Below are 22,788 nucleotides of genomic sequence, written 5' to 3' on the forward strand. Positions count from 1 at the left end.
CAACGTCGACATCGGCTCCACCGACGCCGAATAAGCGAACCACCCACCTCCGTCGACGCCGAATACGCGCACCACCCACCTCCGTCGGGTCGGTATCGCGACGACGGCGAATCATTCGAGTCGGTCCTCTCCGCGTGTTAGGGACGTTCTATCTTCACGTCGAGCACTGCGGGCGTCCCCTCGTCGATCGCCGTCACCGCCGCCGATAGCGCGTGGGGAAGCTCATCCGGGTCGCGGACGACAGCGGTGTGCGCGTCGACGACCATCGCAGGCGCTGAGAGGTCCATCTCGGTCTCGATCCGGCTCTCCGGAACCGACGTGTCAGCGGCTACGCCATCCGGATAGTGCGCCGTAGTCGCACTCTCGACAGCGTTCCACCCTTGGTTGTCGTAGACGACCGTGAGCGTCGGCGCACCGTATTCGGCGGCGAACAGCGCGCACGCGGAGGGGTTCGCGAACAGGTACGAGCCGTCACCGACGAGCGAGATCACTCGACTGTCCGGAGCGGCGAGCTTCGCACCGACGGCCGCGCCACCGGCCCACCCAAGGCCGGCACCGCCTTTCCAGAAGTAGCTCCCGGGCTCGGAAAGCCGGATCTGGGACATAATCGCCGAACGGCTAGTGACGGCGTCCTCGACGATCACAGTGTCTTCGTCGACGATAGATTCCAGCGCGGCCGAGAGCACGGTCGGCGTGAGCCTGCCGTCGCTCTCGGCGGCGGCGAGCCGCTCCTCGGCGGCCGCGCGCCGCTCGGCGGCGACATCGCGCCAGAACGTTCGGCCGGGCTCGCCGACGCCGGCGTCGAGGCGCTCAGCAACGGCTTTGAAGGTCGCCGAGGTATCGGCTTGGACCGTCTCGTCGATAGCGAACGGCCAGCGCGGGTATGCCGGCTTAGTCGGATCGGGATCGATCTGGATCACCGGCGCGTCGGTCGCAGGAGCGTCTCCCTCCGGAATCCATGGGACGTCGGCGTCAGCGACGATCACGAGGTCGGCACGGTTCAGCACCACGCCGGGATCGAACCCGACGTGCTGCTCGTGGTCTCGCGGGAAGCACAGCGTTGTCGGGGTCTGCTCGACGACGCCGGCACCGACGGTCTCGGCGAACTCGACGAGTGCCCCCACACGCTCTTCAGCCGGAGGACGACCCAAGTCGCTCGTGATCACGGCGGGGCGGGTCGCCCCGCGAATGTGTGAGGTGAGACGATTGACGGCGTCCGCGTCAGCGCCGCCGGGGCTGACCTGCCGGGGCATCGTATCCGTCGCAGCAGACTCGACGGGGCGACTGAGTGCCTCGCGCGTCGCCGTCACATACACCGGTCCCGACGGTTCCGAGACCGCCCGCTCCAAGCCACGCCGGACGGTCTCTGCGGGGTCAGCCGGCGGTCGGTATTGGTCGGTCCACCGCGTGTACTCCCGGACGATCCCCGGCTGGTCGAAGACGTCTTGGAAATAGTGGACCGGGTGGTCGCGCGAGCCAGAGTGCCCGGCGTCGGTCACGGGCGCGAGGCCGGCGAGGACGAACACCGGCGCGCCGGCGCGGTGAGCATTGTGCATCGCGGCACCGAGGTTCTGCGTGCCGACGTCGACGTGGACGAGGACGACCTGCGGTTCGCCCGTCTTCGCGGCGTACCCGTGTGCCGCACTCATCGCTGCGAACTCGTGCGGGCAGGAGACGATCTCGGGGATGGCGCTGCCTTCGCCGTCGCTTCGGGCCTTTGCGGCCGCCTCCAGCAGGGGTGTGTGGTCAGTGCCGAGGTTCGCGAACACGCGCTCTATGCCCCGGCGGTGGAACGCGCGAAGGAACTCTTCGGCTGCGGTGCGGTTGGCAGCTGTCTGATCTGACTCTGACACGGAGTGGTCCTCCAATATGCGGACCATCTCGTAGAATCATTATAACTATGTCGGCGTGGGGAGGTGGAATGGCTAGCGAACAGGAATCTCGAACGGGTGCCAACAAAAACGAAGTGCAGCCGAAATCCGTGCTGTCTCGTGGGGAATCAACGCTCAGTGCGTGAGGACTGCAGGTGTTTCGGCTCCCATTGCGATCGTGTCTCCGATGATTAATAGCCGGTCGTCGTCCCACCTGAGTGGGACTCGGACAGCCAACGTCATATCATTGCTGAACTTGGCTTTCGAGCTCTGAATTGCGGGTGGTTCCTCGATTCCGAGTCCGATCCCGTTTCCGAGCGCGTAGGTGGAATCAATGCTTAGATCTGTACCGGATACTGCCGTTTCAAGTCTCGTACGCACCTCGTTAGGGGTGCTTCCTGTACGGAGAGACTGTACAAAGTCATCATACACCAGCTCTGCCTCGGCAAGAGCACTTTCGTCCGGAACCCTTCCATCGAAGCGAACTGGCCGGATCAGTTCTGACCAGTAGCCTTCGAACCGCGTCGCCAGATACAACACGACAACGTCAGTCTCTCTGACTGTATGTGATTCAGCAGGGCGCAGATCGGATTCGGTCTGCGCTGGATTGGAAAGGAGCATCCGGAAGTCTTGGGCCCCCCGAAGACGGGCTAGGTAATCGGCTTTCGTCTCGATTTCCGCTTCGGAGACTGTCGAGTCAATCTCTTCTTGAAGTACGTCAAGAATCTCGGTATTGATCCGGGCTGATCGACGCAGTTGATCCAACTCTTGGTCCGTCTTGGTCTTGCGTAGCTCCCAGAGCACTGCGTCCGAGTCGCGGACCTCGTAGTCTGCACAGGCGTTCTCGAACGCCGTCGACTGAGAATACGTCATCGCATCAAATCCAATCGTCCCTATCGTCTTGATCTGTTCGTTGAGCTCTTCGAGTCTAGTCGCAGAACGCTCCGCGATACTGTCGCAGGACTCGACTGTTTCGATCCAAGTACTACGCTCGATCACCGGTTGCGTCCGAGAGCTCCGTTCGTAGAGCAGAACCTCGCTCTCCGGGGTGATGATGGCAAGCGATCCCCAGTTCGGTACTTTGTTGATCAGATTCGTGAGATAACAGAGATGGCCGTCTCGGTCCCCCCGCCCATAGACCAACATCGCATCAATATTGACGTCCGCCATTCTGTCGCGCACTTGCGTGACCCGCTGACGGAACGCCTCCGGTGGCATATTCACTTGATCCCATTCGTCTCGGCCTCTCGTGATAACTGGCTCTCGTGATTTCATACTAGATCACCTCTTTTGTAAACAACCGCGCGTCCGTCCGTGTTAGTGTCGTTACTCCATTTTCCGTCACTATCAACGGATCGCCCAGCGCGAGATATCCGGTCTCGGGAATGTACTGATTTGGATGCACAACGAGTACCATTCCGTCTTGAAGCTCCGTCTCGGTCTCTTCGGTGATCGACATCCCAATCGGTCCGACGCCGAACTCGTGGCCTCTCGTCCGCATATAGGGGGGCTTGCAGTACTCTGCGTACCCGGCGTCACGGAAAACCTCGTTCATCGTAGTAGCGATCGTCGAGGCCTCGACTCCCGGTGTGAGCCGTTGTTTCGTTCGAGCCATTGCCTCCCGAAGGAGAGCGTACTTGGCAGTGAGTTGTTCGTCTGGTGTCCCGATGGCAATGGTCCGGCAGATCTGGAGGATGCGTCCTCGGTACATCGGAGACAGCTCACACAGGAGCACATCGCCTTGCTGAACGATTCGATCCCGCGGCGCGTGCATCAACTGGTTATCTGTACCGGTACTGAACAGGTTGAAATTATCCGTCGCACCAGCCGACCGCATCGCCTGTTCGACCTCCGCCGCGAGTTCGTATTCCATAATTCCCGGGCGGACTGCTTCATATGCGGCCTCAAATCCCGCGTCCGCGATTCGGGCAAGCTTTCGAAATATCTCGCGTTCAGCGGTGTCCTTCCCCCGAGTGAGTTCGAACAGACGGTCCTCGATCGATATGACCGTTTCGACGCCGTCAGCCAACTCCGAGTACGTCCGACGATCCATACGGTCCTTACCGGCGATGCCGAGCGAACCAATGCCGTGCTCCTCAAGAATCGGGAGGAGTTCAGTACGAATGGAGCTCACGCCGCGAACGTCGTTGATTCCGGTGTGCCGTTTGATCCGACCGACGTCTCTCAGGAGATCGACAAGAAAGATAACATCCCCATCAGAAGAGACGAATAAGCCGTTTTGATCGGCGATCGGAGTCACACCAGCGACGTATTCCAGATAACTTGGTTGCGCAATGCTATGCATCCCGTCAGTGTACAGCAAGGCGCCGTCGATGTCCGACTCGCCAACCACAGATATGAGGCTGTCTAACATACGCGGTCCAGTAGACTATCCCTCGATAAAAAACATTGCCGATCAGTGACCCGATGGAGGCCGCCTCAGAGCGGTCTCACTCTTGATCTGCTTGAGGCGAGTAGACCGAATTTTCCCGAATCAATTGCCGAATGTCGCCCGCCATCGGGTTTTTTGTCTCCTCTTCGACTTCCGCGAGTAACCCCGCTGTTCGGCTAAGGATTGCAATTCCCTGAACGGCGACCGGCGATAACCCCATATCCGACCCGACGGCCGAAATCGCTCCGATCACGTTCACTGGCAGGTGCCTATCGACCGCGTGCTCTAGATCCTGCCTCAGTTGTTCCAATAGCGCCGTGTGATCTCCCGCGATTCCGCTCTCAGATGCGACGTTGAGAATCGTTTGCGCGCGTGGATCAACCTGCTCGAGCGAGCCGTGGCCGACCCCTGAGAAGCCGGTGACGCCGAACGGTTCCGTTGGCTCTGCGTCGCTCACGAGGTTCTCGACCGATTCGTCGGTGTGGTCCTGATCCTGTAACCGCTGTAATTGTTCGGTACACTGGCGGACTGCGCCAGCGGATCGGGAACCAACGCCCAAGAGACCGCTCGCGACGGCGCCTTGGACCGAATTGGGCTCGGCGCCGTACGTCACGCGAGTCGCGACCGTGTGGGACGTGAGTCCGTGAGCGAGTAACGACGCGAGCATCGTCTCGAACACTTCGCTCTCAGCGGGGGTCGGGGTCGTCCCCGTTATGATGAGGAACGCCGCCTCACCGAAGGTCATCTCACCCATAATCTCGGTTGAGAGATCTCTTTCCCGGATCGTGATTGATTCACCATCGTCGCCAGATATCGGCGTCGCTAACTTCCTATCCATCGTTCTGTCCCACTCGACTCCATTTAAAAAGTTTTCCGCTTCCTCCAACGGAGCTTATTGGCCTCGGAGCTCTTCAGTCCCGTCCCAGTCGACGTCGCACTCCTGAGTTACTGCGACGCCGTAGATCTCCCGGGCCCGCTCTCGTGAGACGTAACCGTTCTTCACGTCAGTAGCGACTGCCTTCGGATCGCGATCAAACGGATCACCGAACCCGCCGCCGCCGCCAGACCGGTTCGAGATCCGCTCACCTTCGATGAGCGATCCCTTGAACATCCCCGAGTATTCCCTTTGATCCGTGTCCTCGTACAGATCGTTGTTGTGGACGAGGAATTCGTACCTATCCTGCCAATTGTCATCGGCATAATCTGGGAAGTGGACGATGGCATTCCGATCACCGGGACCGCCACCGTTGAGTCCCCAGCCCTCGGTCCGCGTCTTTACTTGGAACGATTTGGCCTTGATCGGGGCGAGTGCCTCGTAATCCCGTCTGACACCGAGACCGCCGCGGTGCTCTCCGGCTCCGGCCGAATCCTGCCGTAGTTCCAGCCGGTTGATCCTGACGGGCAGTTGATTCTCGTACACTTCGACCGGCACGTTGCGGATCGTTGTCTCCGAGAAGTGCATCATCCCGTTATTGCCGTCACGTTCCGCCATTGCGCCCCAGCCCACGGCTTCATTCGTCCCCTGTACAGCTGTCTCTCCCGTTTCGGGATCCGTTCGATAGAGGGTCAAATTACAGATATCTCCACCAGTGCTCGCCGGGATTCGGTCCGGGATCACCGGCGCGAGCGCTTTGAACACGACGTCGACCGCCGCAACAGCCGTCGTGATCGCGTACGTCGGTGCTGGATAGGTCGCATTGAAGAGATTGTCCTCTGGCGCGATCACGGACAGCGGTTCGTACTGTCCGCCGTTCGAGGGGTCCGTCGGAGTCGTCACCCCTTTGAAGCAGAGTTTACAGAAACTCTCCGTGAGTCCGATGGGGACGTTGAACGGCCCTTCAACGGCCTCAGAGGAGCCAGAGAGGTCGATGACGAACTCGTCGTCGTCAATCGTGACCTCGGCCTCCATCCTGACGAGTTCGTCGTTGATGCCGTCGCTATCGAGATAATCCACCGCGGACCAGGTGCCGTCCGGGAGTTCCCGGGTTGCCTCGATGGACTTGTTCCTTCCGTGAGAGAGGATGCGATCGATGCCGGTTTCGATCTTCTCTCTCCCGTACTTTTCGTGTAGCGATTTGAGCCGCTCTTTACCCGTTTCGACGGCCGAAATCTGTGCATTCAAGTCGCCCATCACTTTCGTGGGAGACCGGGTATTGTATCGGAGGAGTTCGAAGAGCTCCTCGTCGCGCTCACCTCCCTTGAACAGTTTGAATCCGGGAATTAAGAGGCCTTCTTGGTGTACGTCGGTTGAATCGAGGACGTAGTCCTGTTCTTTCTGTCCGATATCGACCCAATGGGACCGGACGACGGGATAGCCGATGATCTCTCCCTCGTGGAAGACCGGTGAGAAGATACACGCGTCCTGCGGATGTCTCGAACTCCAGTATGGGTAGTTCGAGAGAATCACGTCACCTGGTTCGAGATTGTCTTCACCGATGTACTCGACTGCCTTCTGAATGCTGTAGTCGTTTGCGCCGAGAAAGAGTGTAACACCCGGCGAGTCCGCCAACAAGTTTAGGTCACGATCGTAGATCGAGATACCGAAGTCCTTGACCTCGTAGACGATAGCGTTGTACGCGGTCCGAATGAGCGTCCGCTCCATCTCGTTTGCTGCCGATGTGAGGTATTTTCGAATTACCTCGACAGTTGCGGCGTCCAGTTCACGTTCCTGTTCTGTCTTCTCGTTCGTTGTCATTGGTTAACGTCGATTTCGATGTGTCCGTGTTCGTCAAGCTGTGCGGTCTGATCGGAGTAGACAATGATCGTAGTCGTTGGCTCTTGAATGATAGCTGGTCCAGAAACGCTCTCGTCAGTCGAGAGTGCGGTCCGCTGTCGCACGTCGAACTCCACGAAGTCACGCTCAGCAAAGCAGTAGGCCTCTCGCGTCTGTTTTGAGCCGATTGCCCCGCGTGTCTCACCACTATCAGCAACGTGGGCGATCGAGGGCTTGTCCGTTTCGCCGATGGCCCGTACACGGAGGTGGGCAATCTCGACTGGATTCTCCATCCGGTGTCCGAAGCGATCCGCGTATCGTTCGTGGAACCGCGCCTCAAGTTCGGTCATCGACGAGATATCGTTCGCAGCTACTTCGACTGTGTGTTCCTGTCCCCGGTACCGCATCTCGATGGCGCGTTCGATTCGCTGGTGGGCCTCGTCGAAGCCCTCCTCCGATAGCTTCTCTGCCGACCGCCGCTCGAGGGGCTCGAATCCCGCGTCTATCTCGACGGTGTTGGTTTCGTCGAGTCCGACGATGTTCGTCTGTGAGTAGTCGTAGACGACATCCGATAGCAACATACCCCACGCGGAGAACACGGACGGGGCTTGAGGCACGAGTACTGTGTCGACGTCCATCTCACGTGCCACGAGAGGCATAATCATCGGCCCGGCCCCGCCGTATGCGAGTAGACTGAACTCCCGGGGGTCTAATCCGCGCTCAACGGTAATCTCGCCGATAGCATTGACGATATTACCCGCGAGGACGTCGAACACGCCTCGACTGACCTCTGAAACGGTCGAATCAAGCGGGTGGGCTAGCCGCTTGCGTATCTCTGTTCGAGCTTTCGACTCGTTCAGTGACATCTCGCCCCCGAGGAAGGACCCGGGATCGATATATCCCAGCATCACGGCCGCGTCCGTCACCGTCGGCTGCGACCCGCCCCGATCGTAACAGATCGGCCCCGGTTCAGCCCCGGCGGACTTGGGGCCCACTTTCAGGAGCTCACCATCCAACCACGCAATACTCCCCCCGCCCGCACCGATGGTTCGGATGTCGTATACGGGGATCTGTAACGACTGTGACTCGATTTCGGCCTCGTGCTCGATTATCGGCGACCCGTTTTGAATCACGCACGCGTCCACGCTTGTACCTCCCATATCCGCGGCGATGAGGTGTCCGTTCTCCGTTTCCTCGGCGACGTTGGTCGCGCCGATAATCCCCCCAGCCGGCCCCGAGAGAATGCTGTGAACCGGGGTCTCTTTCGCGTTCTCGGCGGCCAACGCTCCGCCACCGGAACGGGTTATAAAGAACGATCCATCGAACCCCGCATCCTTGAGATCGGTGTTCAGGCGGTCGACGTACGATTCATAAATCGGTTTGATGTACGCGTCGAGAACGGTCGTGTTCGTCCGTTCGTATTCTCGGTACTCACGGGTGATATCACTGGAGAGAGACAGGCTTAGATTGGGGAACTCCGATTCGATTATTTGGGCGACCTCTCGCTCGTGATCGGGATTCTGATACGAGTGGAGCAGACAGACAGCAATCGAGTCGACGCCGTGGTCCTCAACGAGTTCAACTGTCGCGCGTACCACCGCGTCTTCATCGATCGGTTCGATGACTTCGCCTTCGTTGTTCAGTCGACCGGGAATTCCCTTCCGACGAAAGCGAGGAACCAGCGGGTCGGGTTTCTCGTACGTCAGGTTGAACATCTCTTCGTACGGCCGGTCGTATCGCCCGAGCTCAAAGACGTCGATGAAACCCTCGTTCGTGAGGATCCCCGTTGTTGCGCCCTCCCGTTCTAACAGCGCATTGAGCCCGAGGGTCGTCCCATGAACGAACGTATCAGTCTGACCCAATTGGGGATCCGATTTCTGTATCGCCGCGAGGACTCCGTTTGTCGGATCATCCTGTGTCGTGTCCGATTTCCGAATTGTGAGTTCGTTCGTACGGTCTTCGTATTTCACCGCATCGACGAACGTCCCACCTATATCCACCGCTAGCCTATCCATAGTCAATAGCGTTTGGTGTTTCATATTAAATGTTTCTCCAATATAGTTATATATTTATAGAATAAACCGCGTCGGTCGACCGGAATCACTATGCAAACACATACCGTGATTGTAGACGATTCAGATGGCTCGATCAAGTGGCGTCAAATCGTACGACACGCTGATGTCGATTCTCGAAGTAATTCGCGAAAGTAACGGTGCCAATTTAGAGAAGGTCGCGGCGGACGCTGACATTGCGAAAAGCACCGCGTTTCGACACCTTTCGACCCTAGAAAAATACAAATTCGTCGTCAAAAAAGACGGGCGATATAAGCTTGGACTCGGTCTCCTCGACTGGGGGGAAGCGGCACGATCACAGCAGCGGGTGTATCAAATCGCCAAGAGCAAGGTCGATTCTATCGCCGCCGAAACGGGTGAGAACGTCTGGATCCTCGTAGAGGAAGGCGGATCGATCGTCTTTATTTATCTTGCCTCCGGCGAGTATCCGGTAGAAACGTATGCCGGCATCGGAAAGAGGGTGGAGCCGCACCTCCTTGCTTCGGGGAAGGCAATCCTCGCTTTTACCGCCCCGGACCGGGCCGACGAGATTATCAGTCAGATTGACTTCGACACAAACACTGAAAACAGCATAGATACCGAAGCACAACTCCGAGAGCAACTAGACACGATACGCGAAGAGCGAATCGCATACAACTTCCAAGAGTACGCGAAAGGACTCCAAGCCGTCGCAACTCCGGTGTTAGATCACCAAGAGAACGTCTGTGGCGCTATCGGAATCTTCGGGCCGGCAAATCAATTGACCGAGGAAAAGATGCGGGGCGAGTACGCCGAAATTCTTCGCAGCGCATCGACGGAGATCGAACTGGCTGATCGATATGGATGAGGTCCGTACCCCTCGGGGGCCGGAGGGGTGGATGGCGAACGCGTTTACCGACCCTCAAAAGATGATCCACACCTGACTATTCCGTAATATGGAAAATCTGTTAGACGTTACGAATATAGGGGTGTAATAGATTAACCGAGAGTAGCGCGCTATCCATCATACACTTGTGTTAACATATACCCACAACCCCAGAAACAGGCAAGTAGGCCGTGGAATATGTCCATTCCGTAATTCGGAAACATCCACCGGTAATCCGGGTGGCAGCTTTCTCGCCATCTGGGAGTACATTTATGTAATACGTTTTCATTATAGACCTTGTATGGCAAGTGATAGCATTGGAGAACGGAACGCGGAAAAAGAGCCTGAAGCGTTAGCAGACGAACTTGAGGATTCGGGGCGGCTGGAATCACTCCCGCTCGGCCGTCGGAAGTTCATCGCGCTCGCACACGGGTTCGGTGGAACGGCAGCCCTCACAGCGCTAGCGGGATGTTCCGGTGGCGGGGGGAACGGAACGGCGACCGAGGGCGGTAGTAGTGGCGGGACTGCGACGCAGACGCCCGCCGAAACCCAGCAGCAGAAAAGCGAAGGAGAGATGGACACAGTGAATGCTTCGATCCTTCCGCTTCTCTCGTCAATTCCGCTGTACGTCGCGCAGTCGGAGGGATACTTCGAAGAGGAGAACATCGAAGTCAACCTCGCGAAGTCAATTTCCGGTGCCAAAGAAACGTCACGGCTCGCAACCGGGCAACTCGACCTGACCGGCGGAAGCATCGGTGCCAGTACCCTGAACGCGATTAATCGGGGAATCGGTATGCGAGTCGTTGCAGATCGAGTCAAGTTCCTCCCGAAAGCCCCCTCGCTTCTGCAGATGCAGATCAACAGCTCGCAGTATCAGGAGGGAATGACCCTAGCAGACACCGAGGGGATGGTGTACGCGACGAACGGGACGGCGAACGTCTCTACCTATACGCTCGGAAGGGTGTTGACGGCACACGGACTCACGATGGATGACATCGAACTCAAGACAATGCCTTTCCCGCAGATGATCTCCGCATTCGAAGGAGATTCGATCGACGCCGCGATGAACATCGGCGCGTTAGGGACCCAGACGCGGAGTAAGGGGCTCGCACAGCATGCGGAGTACGTTTCACGTACGTCGCCCCGAGTACAGATTGGGAACATCATTATGAGTTCTGCATTTATGAATCAGCGTCCTGACGTGGCAAAGCGCTGGCTCAAGGCGTATATCAAAGGTATCCGACGTTACTACGAATTAGGTCCGTACAGTGACGAGGTGGTGAGTACATACACAGAAGCGACCGACAGTCCCGCGGTCGTGATGAAGGGCGCCCCGCCGGTGTACCTCAATCGGAACGGACTCGTCAACGAGGACAGCCTGCTTCGGCAGCAGGACTTCTTCGATTGTCGCGGGAAGATCGATTCGAAGGTGAAAAAGAGCGAGATGATCGATCTATCGCTGACCAAAGAGGCCGCATCCGAGATTGGGGAAGTAGAGAATCCCCTCCTCTCGGAGAGTGAGATCAGTTCCGTGCTGGGGAACGCGGGTGTTGATCTACCCGAACCGAAGAGTCAAATGGTTCCTGACTCGAACTCCTGTGGTGGCGTACAGGGCCTCTGAAATCGCTTCTCCCTTTGTAGTCGTTCGTATGAATCCGATTTGACTGGACGAGTGAGAGCAAATCGAACTCGGCTCCAATTGAAAACTGCTCCCCAACATAATGATACTGATAGAGAAATAAAAGGTAGACAGGGTATTTCTGGAAACAAATATAGTCGTATTTTTGACAGTTGATGTCGGCGATTTTACTCGCGAACTACCAATCCCCTTGAGCAAAGATTTAATATGATTCATTATGTCATTCAGTCCAATGTCGAGTTCACAGCGGAACTCCCAACAGGAGGCGCCGGAGTACCGTGTTCGTGTATCAGGGTTGAAAAAAGAGTACCAGTCCGGAGCGAGTAAAGTGGTCGCGCTAGAGGATTTCGATCTCTCCGTAGCCGACAACGAATTTTTCTGCTTATTGGGTCCTAGCGGGTGTGGCAAGTCGACGATGCTACGGATTGTTAGTGGACTACTCTCTCACGAAGCGGGTGAAGTAGATATCAACGCTTCTAACAGACAGCGTGGTGGTGAACGTCCCCTTACAAATATGGTATTCCAAGAGCACGGCATCTTCCCGTGGAAGTCCGTCCTCAATAACGTGGCGTTCGGATTAAAGATGCGCGGTGTCCCGAAAGATGAGCGGCACGAAATCGCCAACGAATACATCGAGAAGGTGAATCTCAGTGGATTCGAGGATTCGTATCCACACCAGCTCTCCGGCGGAATGAAACAGCGCGTCGGTATCGCTCGAGCCCTCGCTAACGATCCCGAAATTCTGTTGATGGATGAGCCGTTCGGCGCCTTAGACGCACAGACGAAAGAGCAGCTCCAGCAGGAGCTATTAGACCTCTGGAGCGAGTCGCAGAAAACGGCAATTTACGTCACTCACGACATCGAAGAAGCGATACTCCTTGGCGACCGGCTCGGAGTGATGACAGCTCGGCCGGGAAGCGTCAAAGAAATCCTCGAAAACCCCCTCGAACGCCCCCGGACCCAGCAAACGCGTAACAGGGAGCAGTTCGGCGCACTTCGCGATAGAGTTTGGAACATCCTTAGTGATGAAGTACAGTCGGCCCAGAAGGTGTCAAATAAATGAGCACGAGAACGGAAACGTTCTTTGGCCGCGTTCACAGGTTCGTTCGATCCGAGGTTGATCGGCAGCTCCTATTGAGCTTCCTCTCACCCGTTGTAATCCTCGTTACGTGGGAGATTTCGTCCCGAGTCGGCGTGCTCAACCCCCAGTTTTTCCCCCCACCATCGACTGTCCTCGTGAAGACCTATGACCTGCTGTTCGGTCCAAACGCAGAACTCATACACCAAACGCTCGTCAGCTTGGGTCGTATCCTCCCCGCATTCGTCATCGGGGGCGGGCTCGGCATCGTCCTCGGCGTGTTGATGGGATGGTCTGAAACACTCGACAACATCTTCGATCCGGTGGTGAGCGCAATGTATCCCCTACCGAAAGTCGTCTTACTGCCAATTTTGTTTCTGATATTCGGACTTAACGAGACGTCTCGTATCGTCGCACTCGGACTCGCGATTTTCCTCCTCGTCGTCATCAATACCGCCGCAGGCGCACGTCAAGTAGACAACGAGTACATCGAGGCCGCAAAAGACAACGGCGCATCAAATTACACGATGCTTCGTGAAGTAATTCTGCCCGCCACTCTTCCACACATCTTTTCTGGGCTAAGTCTCGGAATGGGTGTTGCGTTTATTCTCATCGTCGTAGTGGAGATGGTCGCCGCAGAGAGCGGACTCGGATATATGATCTGGAACTCTTGGGAGCTCTTCACTATTCGCCGAATGTACGTTGCGATAATAACAATCAACGTACTCGGCATTCTCTTCACCTACGGACTGGAATGGACCGGCAAGTATCTCACGCGGTGGCGGGAGGGACTATGACTGTCCCTCGCGAGTACGCAATCGGGGAATCGATGCGCCAACCAGCTATCGGGTTTGCTACAGCCGGAGCACGAGATGCGATCGGACCAGTGAATTCAAACGCCACAGGAGAACTCGAAGTATGTTAGAACGTATTGGACAGCGACGCCACGTAACTCGAATCGCATCACTCGTAAGTGGCCTTCTGCTGTGGCAGGTCTTGATCGGGAATTTTCAGGTGATCAATCCGGTACTCCTGCAACCACCGCTCGTGATCTTAGATACGCTCGGGACGCTGCTCGGCGAAAGTTCGTTCATAGACCAGGCGGTCCTGACGTTTCGCCGCGTGATCATCGCCTCGATCGGTGCTAGTGCTGTCGGTATCGTACTGGGGCTTTCGATGGGGTGGAACGATACGGTCAAAGCACTCTCGTTCCCGGTTGTAAGTGCGGTCTATCCGCTGCCAAAGGTGTCTCTCCTTCCGCTCTTGATGTTGATCTTCGGTATGGGCGAACGGGCGTTTATCATCACGATCGCGATTGCAGCGACGTTCCTCGTGATCTTCAATGCTATGCGCGGTGTCGAAGACATTGGGACACTCTATTTCGACGTTGCTCAGGACAACGGCGTTGATTCCGCTTACGCGTACTTTAGAGAGATCCTCTTACCCGGCGCCCTCCCGATGATTTTCACGGGACTCCGTCTAACGCTCAATACTGCGCTCTTAGTGACGATTAGCGTTGAGTTCATCGCCGCACGTCAGGGGCTCGGAGCGATTATCTGGTCTTCGTGGAATACCCTCCAAACCGCACAGATGTACGCAACTGTTCTCATCGTTATGATCGCAGGCGTGTTAATCACCTACGGGCTCGAAGTTGTGGCTAAATACACGATGCCGTGGAAAGAAACAGTTGGAACAGCAACTTAAGGAATGTGAGTTGAAGGGAGTGTTCAAATACACTTCTAATCGAAACCGAACGATTTGAGTCATTCATCGGGAGTATAACTATGACCCATTGATATGATTCGAAAATTTCATATTTATGTATCTGTCCTTGGAAAAGTAGGTCGTGTTTAGTTAAGGATGAAGGGTGAGGCGGGAGAATTTCTTGCTGGTCTATGGCAGAAATCGCCCGCCTCAGTGGATGCACGGACTGGATTGAGTTGGATTTTGTGGAGCGACAGCGGACACCCGAGCGTGCGATGAAGCTCGGTATTCAACTCCAGTTAGCGGGACTGTCGCTGTCGAATACCGTCTATATCCTCGAAGAACTGGGTGTCGATCGATCTCGCAAAGCAATCCACGATTGGGTGCAGAAGGCAGATCTACAGCCCGCAGAGGGTCGAAGCCCGAATCACGTTGCGCTCGACGAGACCGTGATTCGAATCACCGATCAGCAATTCTGGCTGTACGCTGCCGCCGACCCCGACACAAACGACCTGCTGCACTTGCGGTTGTTTTCGACGACAACCACCGCGTTAACCGAGATTTTTCTGCGTGAACTTCGCCAGAAACACGATGTCGAATCCGCCGTTTTTCTGGTCGATGGCGCTCAATACCTCCAAACCGCGCTGAACAGAGCTGGACTCCGATTTCAAACCGAACGGACTGGAAATCGGAATGCCATCGAACGAATCTTTCGAGAACTCAAGCGTCGTACTTCGTCTTTTTCAAACTGTTTCAGCCACGTTGAGCCTCAAACCGCCGAAAATTGGCTCCAAGCATTTGCCGCTTGGCTCAATGCTCCTAACTAAACACGACCGGCGCGGGTGGGTGAAAGGCCAAGTGACCAGAGATATCTAACGGTCGCAGACAGAAAAGGTACGTTCAGAGTAGCGGATTCCATACGAAGGCGCAAGATCTGAACCACTGATGTACCGTTTCTCCGTGGGCGTGCTAAAAAAGTTTGAAAAGCGAGTATATCTGTGTTTCATAGCTAAAAATACACGTTTAGCGCTGTTCGGATTGCCGTGACATTCGTCTCCGAAATCGAGGCCGTGTCGACGGCCGGCGTCGTTCAGTGGTGTCGCACCGTCGACTGGACGCACGGCGTTGTCCACGTCACATTTCTCGCGTAATTCGCGGAAGGATGAGTAAGCAATTACGTTGTATCTCGTCGGATCAGGCGTTGTGTAGGGTGAATATTTGTCCCTAGAGCGACCGCAGCATACTGCCAATCGTCGTTGAGTTGGATCCCGGTTCGTCGACTGTAACGCGATCCGGGCTTCGACCGTCTTCGGGCTGTAAATCGTCATCAGGAATCCCGGTGTGAACCGTATATCGTGCTCGTCAAAATACTAAATATCTAAATTTTATACACAGTATATATAATTGATAGTATGGCAGGGTAATGTTGAATACTGCGCTTCATCAACAGCTTCGATGTTGCTTCTCGATTCATAAAACCTCACCGACCCTGTCGATACAGCTGTTGAGACTAGCGTTCTCTGACATAGAAACTTTGAAACGCACTACCTCACCTTTTAATCCTTGTTTGAACACCGCCTTATCCTCCGACAGCATTTTTTAGGCGCGTTATAGTGATGCTATATGGATTTTTGGAGCCCCACTCGCCGCTCCCTGCTCACATACGTTCCGGCGGCCGTCGGACTGGCAGACCTGACGGACACCGTCCGAGCTGCTCGGACCGTGGACACGTCCGAGGGGTGGCCGAAGTTCCAGTACGACAACCGCCGGACGGGTAGCTCGGTCCTCACGGACGCCCCGGGGCCGCAGTTAGCGGAATCTTGGTCGCTGAATGTGGGTCAGGAAGTGCGGCAGATACGGATCGCGAACGGGGCCGTGTTCGCGAACGGATACGCGGTGGACGCCGACACGGGAGAGGGGATGTGGAGCGGGACGATAGACGCGTTCCACGACGGGCGCATCTACGCCGCGACAGACGGAGACGACTACCGAGACACGGTGAGCCAGATCGATCCCGAAACCGGTGACATCGAGTGGTCGGTGACGCTCGACATGGCGGAGACCGAGTCGATCAGTCGGCTGCTCGGCGACGGGGAGTCGATCCTCGTCGCGGTCTCGAAGGACGGCGCTCGAACGACCGGCAGCGTCCGGTCGCTCTCGATCGAGACCCGTAGCCAGCAGTGGGTTCGCGACCGGGTCTCGGTCGGAAGTGAGTTTGCGGCTGCTGACGGCTCCGTGTATTTTGCGGATTACGCGGGCGACCTCTCGCTGCACTGTCTCGACATTGCAGACGGCTCCACTAACTGGAACACGGAGACGGCGACTGTCGATATCGGCACGCCGACCGTCCGGGGAAACACCGTGTTCCTCCCGAACTCCGACGCCGACCTGATGGCGTTCGGAGCGGAGTTGGGGACGAAGAAGTGGGAGTTCAATACGCCGGACGACGGGTTCGGATCGCCCGCGGCGACTGACGAGTACGTCGTCTGCGGGCTCGGGGAGGGGATGTTCTGTCTATCGCACGATATGGACATCAATTGGGAGTTCCAAGTCGACGCGGACTGGGCGCCGGTCGGTGGGGCGGCGATCGTAGACGACACGGTGTACTTCGGGGCGCGCGACGGCAACTTTTACGTCTTAGATCTGCATTCGGGCGAGGAGCTCTCCCGGTTTGAGACCGGGAGCGAGATCGTGGGACCACCGGCCGTCGCCCACGATACGGTGTACTTCGGGACGGAGGACGGCACGCTCTACGCGTTGACCGGCCAGCCGAACCAGCCGCCGCAGGCGGCGTTCAGTTACTCGCCGCAAAACCCCCGCGTTGACACGGAGGTGACCTTCGACGCGGGCGAATCGACTGACGACCGATCCATCGAGGAGTACAGTTGGCAGATCGGGGACACGAACCACGTGCCAGAGACCGGCGAGACTATCTCGAAAGTGTTCGAGACGCCCGGCGCGAGAGCGGTCGAACTAACGGTGACCGACGATCAGGGGGCGTCCGATACGACGTCGAAGCGTCTCGAGGTGGTGCGGGACAATCAGGTCCCGACGGCCGCGATCTCGTATTCGCCGACCGAACCGACGGTCGGGGAGACAGTCACGTTCGACGGGACGGCGTCGTCCGACCCCGATGGGACCATCGCGACGTACGAGTGGGACATCGATCAGCGTTCGGACTCGGGGTACCACGTCGACGGCCCCACCGCCGACTACGCGTTCGAACAGCCCGGCGAGAAGGCCGTCAAACTCCGAGTCGTCGACGACGACGGCCTGGAGGCGGTCGCCGAGGAGACGCCCACAGTGGTCGAAGAGCGGGTGCGTCTCGATTTCGCGGGGGTGAAGACGAACGTCGCCCCCGGCGAAGAGGCGGTCCTCTCGCTCGGAATCGTCAACTTCCTCCCGAACGACGACGTGACGGTGCAGCTACTCGTGGAGGCGCCGAGTGAGATCTCGGTTTCGGGTGGGGCCGATGACGACTCCGGACCGGGTCAGTACACCGCTGTCGAAACCGTTCCCCCGGCGAGTCAATCGAGCATCCGCGTTCGGTTGGAGGCGGTCGAGCCGGGCGAGTTCCGGATACGCGGCTCCGCGATCTGGTACGCCGGCGACGACGACGAAGACATCGAGCAGTACAGCGATACCGTGACAGTACGAGCGCAGTCGAGCGGGCCGACCGACGGCGGTGACACCGAGGGCCCGGCTTCGGGTTCGGGAGCTGACGACTCGTCTTCGCTCACGGCGCCGGGGTTCGGCGTGCTCGGAGCCCTCGCCGGCCTCGGCGGCGGGGTCGCGCTGAGAACGCTCCGTCGCACCGCTCGCGAGGAGACGACAGAGGAGTGAACCGACCGCAGCCGGGACTTCGGCGCGGTTCACCTTCGATCGACGCTCTGTGTTCCCGCTGACGTCCCGGGACCCCGATCCGACGTCAACTTTGGAATCCCAAGAACGGGTGGCCGAAAACCACCGCTATCGAAGCGGAAACACACCTAACGGTGTAGCCCGTAGTAGTACATATGACGACACGAACCGCTCACCTCGACATCACGGGGATGAGTTGTGCCAACTGCTCGGCGACGGTCGGAGACGCGCTGGAATCGCTCGACGGCGTCGTATCGGCGAACGTCAACTTCGCCACCGACGAGGGGTCCGTCGAGTACGATCCGGAGCGCGTCTCGCTCGCGGAGATCTACGCGGCGATCGACGGCGCCGGATACCGCGCCGTCTCGGAGACGGTCTCGATCGGCATCACCGATATGACCTGCGCCAACTGCGCGCAGACGAACGAGACGGCGCTCGAAGACACGCCGGGCGTCATCGAGGCGACGGCGAACTTCGCGACCGACGAGGCGCAGGTCAGATACAACCCCGCGGACGTGCGCACCGACGCGCTCTATGACGCCATCGAGGCCGCCGGCTACTCGCCCGTCCGCGAGGGCGGCGACGGCGACGAGGCCGGCGAGGACGCCCGGGACACGGCGCGGCGAGAGGAGATCCGAAGGCAGCTCCGACTGACGCTGTTCGGGGCGGCGCTTTCGGCGCCGATGCTGCTGTTCCTCGCGGATCGGTTCCTGCTCGGCGGACGCCTCGTCCCGGCGACGGTCTTCGGCGTCGAGATCGGCTGGGTCGAGTTCCTCTTGGCGACGCCCGTACAGCTCGTGCTCGGCCGGCCGTTCTACCGGAACTCGTACAACGCCCTCGTGAACAACGGGCGCGCCAACATGGACGTGCTCATCGCCTTGGGCTCCTCTACGGCGTACGTCTACTCTGTCGCCGTGCTCGCCGGGCTGATCGCGGGGAGCCTGTACTTCGACACCGCCGCCCTGATCCTCGTGTTCATCACGCTCGGCAACTACCTCGAAGCCCGCTCGAAGGGGCAGGCCGGCGACGCGCTCCGGACGCTCCTCGAGATGGAGGCCGAGACGGCGACCGTCGTCGACGCGGACGGTACCGAAACGGAGGTGCCGCTCGAGGACGTCGCGGTGGGCGACCGGATGAGAGTCCGCCCCGGCGAGCAGATTCCGACCGACGGGGTCGTCGTCGACGGACAGAGCGCGGTCGACGAGTCGATGGTCACCGGCGAGTCCGTCCCCGTCGAGAAGCGCGCGGGCGACGAGGTCGTCGGCTCGACGATCAACGAGAACGGCGTCCTCGTCGTCGAGGCGACGAAGGTCGGCGCCGACACGGCCCTCCAGCAGATCGTCCGGACGGTCAAGGAGGCGCAGTCGCGCCAGCCCGACATCCAGAACCTCGCAGACCGCATTTCGGCGTACTTCGTTCCGGCAGTCATCGCGAACGCGCTGCTTTGGGGGTCGCTGTGGTTCCTCTTCCCCGAAGCGCTCGCCGGGTTCGTCGAGTGGCTCCCGTTGTGGGGCGCGGTCGCCGGCGGTCCGGTCGTCGCCGGCGGCACGGTGTCGGTCTTCGAGTTCGCGCTCGTCGTCTTCGCTTCCGCGGTGCTCATCGCCTGCCCGTGCGCGCTCGGGCTGGCGACGCCCGCGGCGACGATGGTCGGGACGACCATCGGCGCGCAGCACGGCGTGCTGTTCCGCGGCGGCGACATCCTCGAACGCGCGAAAGACGTCGACACGGTCGTCTTCGACAAGACGGGGACGCTCACGAAGGGTGAGATGGAACTGACCGACGTCGTCGCGTTCGACGGCGCTCCCGCCGCCGACGGCGGTGAGGCGACGCCGGGCGGGGATGGGGCGACGCCGGACGGCGGTGCGCTGGCCGCTCGCGACCGAGTCACCGAGGACGAGGTCCTCCGACTCGCGGCGACGGCCGAGCGCGGGAGCGAACACCCGCTCGCTCGGGCGATCATCGACGGGGCCGAGGCGCGCGGCATCGACGTCGCCGACCCCGAGGCGTTCGAGAACGTCCCCGGGCACGGCGTTCGCGCCACCGTCGAGGGATACGAGATCCTCGTCGGCAACCGGAAGCTCCTCCGCGACAGCGGCGTCGACCCCTCGCCCGCGGCGGCGACGATGGAGCGCCTCGAAGCGGAGGGCAAGACCGCGATGCTCGTCGCTCGCGTGCCTGCCGACGCCGACGGCAACGACGAGCACGGCGGTGAACTCCTCGGCGTCGTCGCCGACGCCGACACGATCAAACCGACCGCGAAAGCGGCCGTGACGGCGCTTCGCGAGCGGGGAATCGACGTGATGATGATCACCGGCGACAACGAGCGGACCGCTCGCTCGGTCGCCGAGCAGGTCGGAATCGACCCAGCGAACGTCCGCGCGGAGGTCCTCCCGGAGGACAAATCCGACGCGGTCGAGGCCGTCCAGCGCGACGGCAAGCGAGCGATGATGGTCGGCGACGGCGTCAACGACGCCCCGGCGCTGGCCGTCGCCTACGTCGGCACGGCCATCGGCTCGGGCACCGACGTCGCGATCGAGGCGGCGGACGTGACGCTGATGCGCGACGATCCCCTCGACGTCGTGAAGGCCATCCGCATCTCCGATGCCACCCTCCAGAAGATCAAGCAGAACCTCGTCTGGGCGCTGGGATACAACACGGCGATGATCCCGCTCGCCTCGCTCGGCCTCCTCCAGCCGGTGCTGGCAGCGGGGGCCATGGCGATCTCGTCGGTCTCGGTGCTGACGAACAGCCTGCTGTTCCGTCGGTACAGCCCCGACCGCGACTACCGGTTGTTCGGTCGCCTCCGATAGTACCGTCCCGCGACGACAACGCGTCCGACCGATGATAACGCGGCCGACTGCCGACGACGCGGCCGACCGCGCCCCTCGACGCTGCCGCTCGCACTCTTCGCCAAGGAGTTATCCCAGCCGAGACTACCGGGTTGCCCACCAAGCGTTATCCGGGCCGCTCCCGAACCGACACGTATGGCCGACACGAAACGCGGACGGGAAGCGCAGGCGGCACGCGAAGAGCAGCGGCAGGTACAGCGAGAGATCGCCGAGGCGCGCGAGCGCGGCGAGGAGCTCGAACCGCCCGAATCCCCCCGCGAGTGTCACCGCCGCGGCTGTCACGAACCGGCGGAGTTCCTCGTCCTCGAGCGGTATCTCGAAGAGACCCAACAGGGCCCCGTCGAGGCGACGGCGTACCTCTGTCCGGAACACACCGAAGAGGAGTACCCGACGAACCTCGACCGCGCCTACGACGACTACGTGTTTCTGATCGAACCGTTCGAGCAGCCCTGAGAGTAATCAGTATGGTGGTTACAAGGCTGAAACCCCGCCCTTCAGGGCGGAGAGGATGTCAAGAGTGCCGGTTGCCGACGTGAACGCGAGAGACGACACCCGGCGCCGGCGATCGGGCGGCGCGATCAGAACAGCCGCTCGGTCGCGACCTCGGCGCCGTCGACGAGCGTTTCGAGCTTCGCCCACGCGATCTCGGGGTGGACCATCGCGAGACCGGCCTGCGTGTCGAACCCGCAGTCGGGGGCGGCGACGACGCGCGAGGGATCGCCGACGGCGTCGGCGACGCGCTCGATGCGATCGGCGACGACTTCGGGGTGCTCGACGACGTTCGTCTTCACGTCGACCACGCCAGGGATGAGCGTCCACTCCTCCGGCAGGGGGTGTTCCCGGAAGACGCGGTACTCGTGTTGGTGGCGCGGATTCGCCTCCTCGATGGAGAGCCCGCCGATGTTGAGCTCGTAGATCTCCGGCAGCACCGCCTCGAGCGGCTTGTCGCGGTGGTGCGGCCCCTCGTAGCTCCCCCAGCAGGTGTGGACGCGGATCTGCTCGTCGGGGATGTCCTCGGTGGCCTCGTTCAGCGCCTCGACGTGCGTCCGGACGACCGGCTTGAGCTTCTCGATCGGGCGGTCACCGAAGCCGCGGTGACCGGTCGTCAGAAGGTCCGGCGCGTCGAGTTGGAGCGTCGCGCCGGTCTCGGCGATGAGTTCGTACTCCGTTTTGAGCGCCTCGCCGACGACCGAGAGGTACTCCTCGTGGGAGTCGTAGTAGTCGTTGACGACCGTCGTGGCCGCGATGCCGGGCGAGGCGGCGGTGATGAACGTGTCCTCGGGATCGACGCCGGTCGCCTCCAGCAGCTCGAAGAACGTCTCGATCTCCTCGCGGGCGGCGTCCTCGCCGATGTACTCGACGGGACCGGTGACCGACGGCTGCTTCGTGAGGTCGATGCCCTCGGCGTGGAAGGCGTCCTCGGCGTACTCCGGGTAGTCTGCGAGGTCGTCCCACAGCGGGGCCTCGCGGGTGCCGCCGATGCCCGACAGACGGTTCGCCACGTACCAGTTGAACGAGACGCGGGGCTGTTCGCCGTTGTTGATGATGTCGATTCCGATGTCGGTCTGCCGCTCGATGACGGTCTCGGTGGCGTCGACGACGGCCTCGTGCCACTCCGACTCGTCGACGTCTCCGCCGTCCTGCCGGCGCTTCAGAAGCTCGAGCAGCTCCGGTGTTCGGGGCAGACTTCCGATGTGCGTCGTCAGGATCCGGTCGTCAGTCATATACCGAACTAACTCGTGCGAGCGGTAATATGATTTGTGGT

At 59.6% G+C, this 22,788-nt stretch carries 16 protein-coding genes and 1 pseudogene; 9 read left to right on the forward strand and 8 right to left on the reverse strand.

Annotated elements, in window-relative coordinates; all coding sequences use genetic code 11:
• Nucleotides 1–137 precede the first annotated feature (137 nt).
• The 6 genes from ACT3HL_RS16865 to ACT3HL_RS16890 all read right to left on the reverse strand — a co-directional run bounded on the left by ACT3HL_RS16865 (nucleotide 138) and on the right by ACT3HL_RS16890 (nucleotide 8,991).
• Nucleotides 138–1,853: a thiamine pyrophosphate-requiring protein gene (locus tag ACT3HL_RS16865; RefSeq protein ID WP_445087922.1), complete on the reverse strand. Its 1,716-nt coding sequence runs from the start codon at nucleotides 1,851–1,853 to the stop codon at nucleotides 138–140.
• A 153-nt stretch (nucleotides 1,854–2,006) separates the two neighbouring features.
• Nucleotides 2,007–3,146 carry an aminopeptidase P family N-terminal domain-containing protein gene (locus tag ACT3HL_RS16870; protein ID WP_445087923.1) on the reverse strand — a complete coding sequence of 380 codons (1,140 nt, stop codon included), beginning with the start codon at nucleotides 3,144–3,146 and terminating at the stop codon, nucleotides 2,007–2,009.
• A 1-nt stretch (nucleotide 3,147) separates the two neighbouring features.
• Nucleotides 3,148–4,245 carry a M24 family metallopeptidase gene (locus ACT3HL_RS16875; protein ID WP_445087924.1) on the reverse strand — a complete coding sequence of 366 codons (1,098 nt, stop codon included), beginning with the start codon at nucleotides 4,243–4,245 and terminating at the stop codon, nucleotides 3,148–3,150.
• Nucleotides 4,246–4,321: 76 nt separating this feature from the next.
• The gene (locus tag ACT3HL_RS16880; protein WP_445087925.1) at nucleotides 4,322–5,101 is read right to left on the reverse strand and encodes a citryl-CoA lyase; all 780 of its coding nucleotides are present in this window, start codon (nucleotides 5,099–5,101) and stop codon (nucleotides 4,322–4,324) included.
• Nucleotides 5,102–5,155: 54 nt separating this feature from the next.
• Nucleotides 5,156–6,958 carry a hydantoinase B/oxoprolinase family protein gene (locus tag ACT3HL_RS16885; RefSeq protein ID WP_445087926.1) on the reverse strand — a complete coding sequence of 601 codons (1,803 nt, stop codon included), beginning with the start codon at nucleotides 6,956–6,958 and terminating at the stop codon, nucleotides 5,156–5,158.
• Nucleotides 6,955–8,991, reverse strand: a complete 2,037-nt coding sequence (locus tag ACT3HL_RS16890; RefSeq protein ID WP_445087927.1) for a hydantoinase/oxoprolinase family protein — start codon at nucleotides 8,989–8,991, stop codon at nucleotides 6,955–6,957. Before ACT3HL_RS16890 ends, ACT3HL_RS16885 begins: the two co-directional genes overlap by 4 nt.
• Before the next feature lie 163 nt (nucleotides 8,992–9,154).
• Between ACT3HL_RS16890 and ACT3HL_RS16895 the strand changes: the two genes are divergently transcribed.
• The 6 genes from ACT3HL_RS16895 (at nucleotide 9,155) to ACT3HL_RS16920 (ending at nucleotide 15,140) form a co-directional block, all read left to right on the forward strand.
• Nucleotides 9,155–9,874 (forward strand): IclR family transcriptional regulator domain-containing protein, encoded by a 720-nt coding sequence (locus tag ACT3HL_RS16895; RefSeq protein ID WP_445087928.1) that lies wholly within the window; start codon nucleotides 9,155–9,157, stop codon nucleotides 9,872–9,874.
• Nucleotides 9,875–10,193: 319 nt separating this feature from the next.
• Nucleotides 10,194–11,513 (forward strand): ABC transporter substrate-binding protein, encoded by a 1,320-nt coding sequence (locus tag ACT3HL_RS16900; RefSeq protein WP_445087929.1) that lies wholly within the window; start codon nucleotides 10,194–10,196, stop codon nucleotides 11,511–11,513.
• 250 nt (nucleotides 11,514–11,763) lie between these two features.
• Nucleotides 11,764–12,594: an ATP-binding cassette domain-containing protein gene (locus tag ACT3HL_RS16905; RefSeq protein ID WP_445087930.1), complete on the forward strand. Its 831-nt coding sequence runs from the start codon at nucleotides 11,764–11,766 to the stop codon at nucleotides 12,592–12,594.
• Nucleotides 12,591–13,406 carry an ABC transporter permease subunit gene (locus tag ACT3HL_RS16910; RefSeq protein ID WP_445087931.1) on the forward strand — a complete coding sequence of 272 codons (816 nt, stop codon included), beginning with the start codon at nucleotides 12,591–12,593 and terminating at the stop codon, nucleotides 13,404–13,406. The genes ACT3HL_RS16905 and ACT3HL_RS16910 overlap by 4 nt, the downstream gene beginning before the upstream one ends.
• 121 nt (nucleotides 13,407–13,527) lie before the next feature.
• On the forward strand, nucleotides 13,528–14,313 hold the full coding sequence (locus ACT3HL_RS16915) for an ABC transporter permease subunit (protein WP_445087932.1): 786 nt from the start codon (nucleotides 13,528–13,530) through the stop codon (nucleotides 14,311–14,313).
• A gap of 191 nt (nucleotides 14,314–14,504) precedes the next feature.
• Entirely contained in the window at nucleotides 14,505–15,140 is a 636-nt protein-coding gene (locus ACT3HL_RS16920) for an IS6 family transposase (protein WP_445087933.1), read from the forward strand.
• Nucleotides 15,141–15,213: 73 nt separating this feature from the next.
• Here ACT3HL_RS16920 and ACT3HL_RS16925 read toward each other — a convergent pair.
• Nucleotides 15,214–15,840: pseudogene (locus ACT3HL_RS16925) on the reverse strand (IS6 family transposase).
• 96 nt (nucleotides 15,841–15,936) lie between these two features.
• Here ACT3HL_RS16925 and ACT3HL_RS16930 point away from each other — a divergent pair.
• The 3 genes from ACT3HL_RS16930 to ACT3HL_RS16940 all read left to right on the forward strand — a co-directional run bounded on the left by ACT3HL_RS16930 (nucleotide 15,937) and on the right by ACT3HL_RS16940 (nucleotide 21,476).
• Entirely contained in the window at nucleotides 15,937–18,156 is a 2,220-nt protein-coding gene (locus ACT3HL_RS16930; protein WP_445087934.1) for a PKD domain-containing protein, read from the forward strand.
• 173 nt (nucleotides 18,157–18,329) lie between these two features.
• Nucleotides 18,330–20,984, forward strand: a complete 2,655-nt coding sequence (locus ACT3HL_RS16935; RefSeq protein ID WP_445087935.1) for an HAD-IC family P-type ATPase — start codon at nucleotides 18,330–18,332, stop codon at nucleotides 20,982–20,984.
• Between the two features lie 174 nt (nucleotides 20,985–21,158).
• Nucleotides 21,159–21,476 (forward strand): hypothetical protein, encoded by a 318-nt coding sequence (locus ACT3HL_RS16940; protein WP_445087936.1) that lies wholly within the window; start codon nucleotides 21,159–21,161, stop codon nucleotides 21,474–21,476.
• A gap of 125 nt (nucleotides 21,477–21,601) precedes the next feature.
• Here the strand turns inward: ACT3HL_RS16940 and ACT3HL_RS16945 are convergent, their stop codons facing one another.
• Nucleotides 21,602–22,747 (reverse strand): methionine synthase, encoded by a 1,146-nt coding sequence (locus ACT3HL_RS16945; RefSeq protein ID WP_445087937.1) that lies wholly within the window; start codon nucleotides 22,745–22,747, stop codon nucleotides 21,602–21,604.
• Nucleotides 22,748–22,788: the final 41 nt, after the last annotated feature.

This window comes from Halobellus sp. GM3 (genome assembly GCF_052545375.1).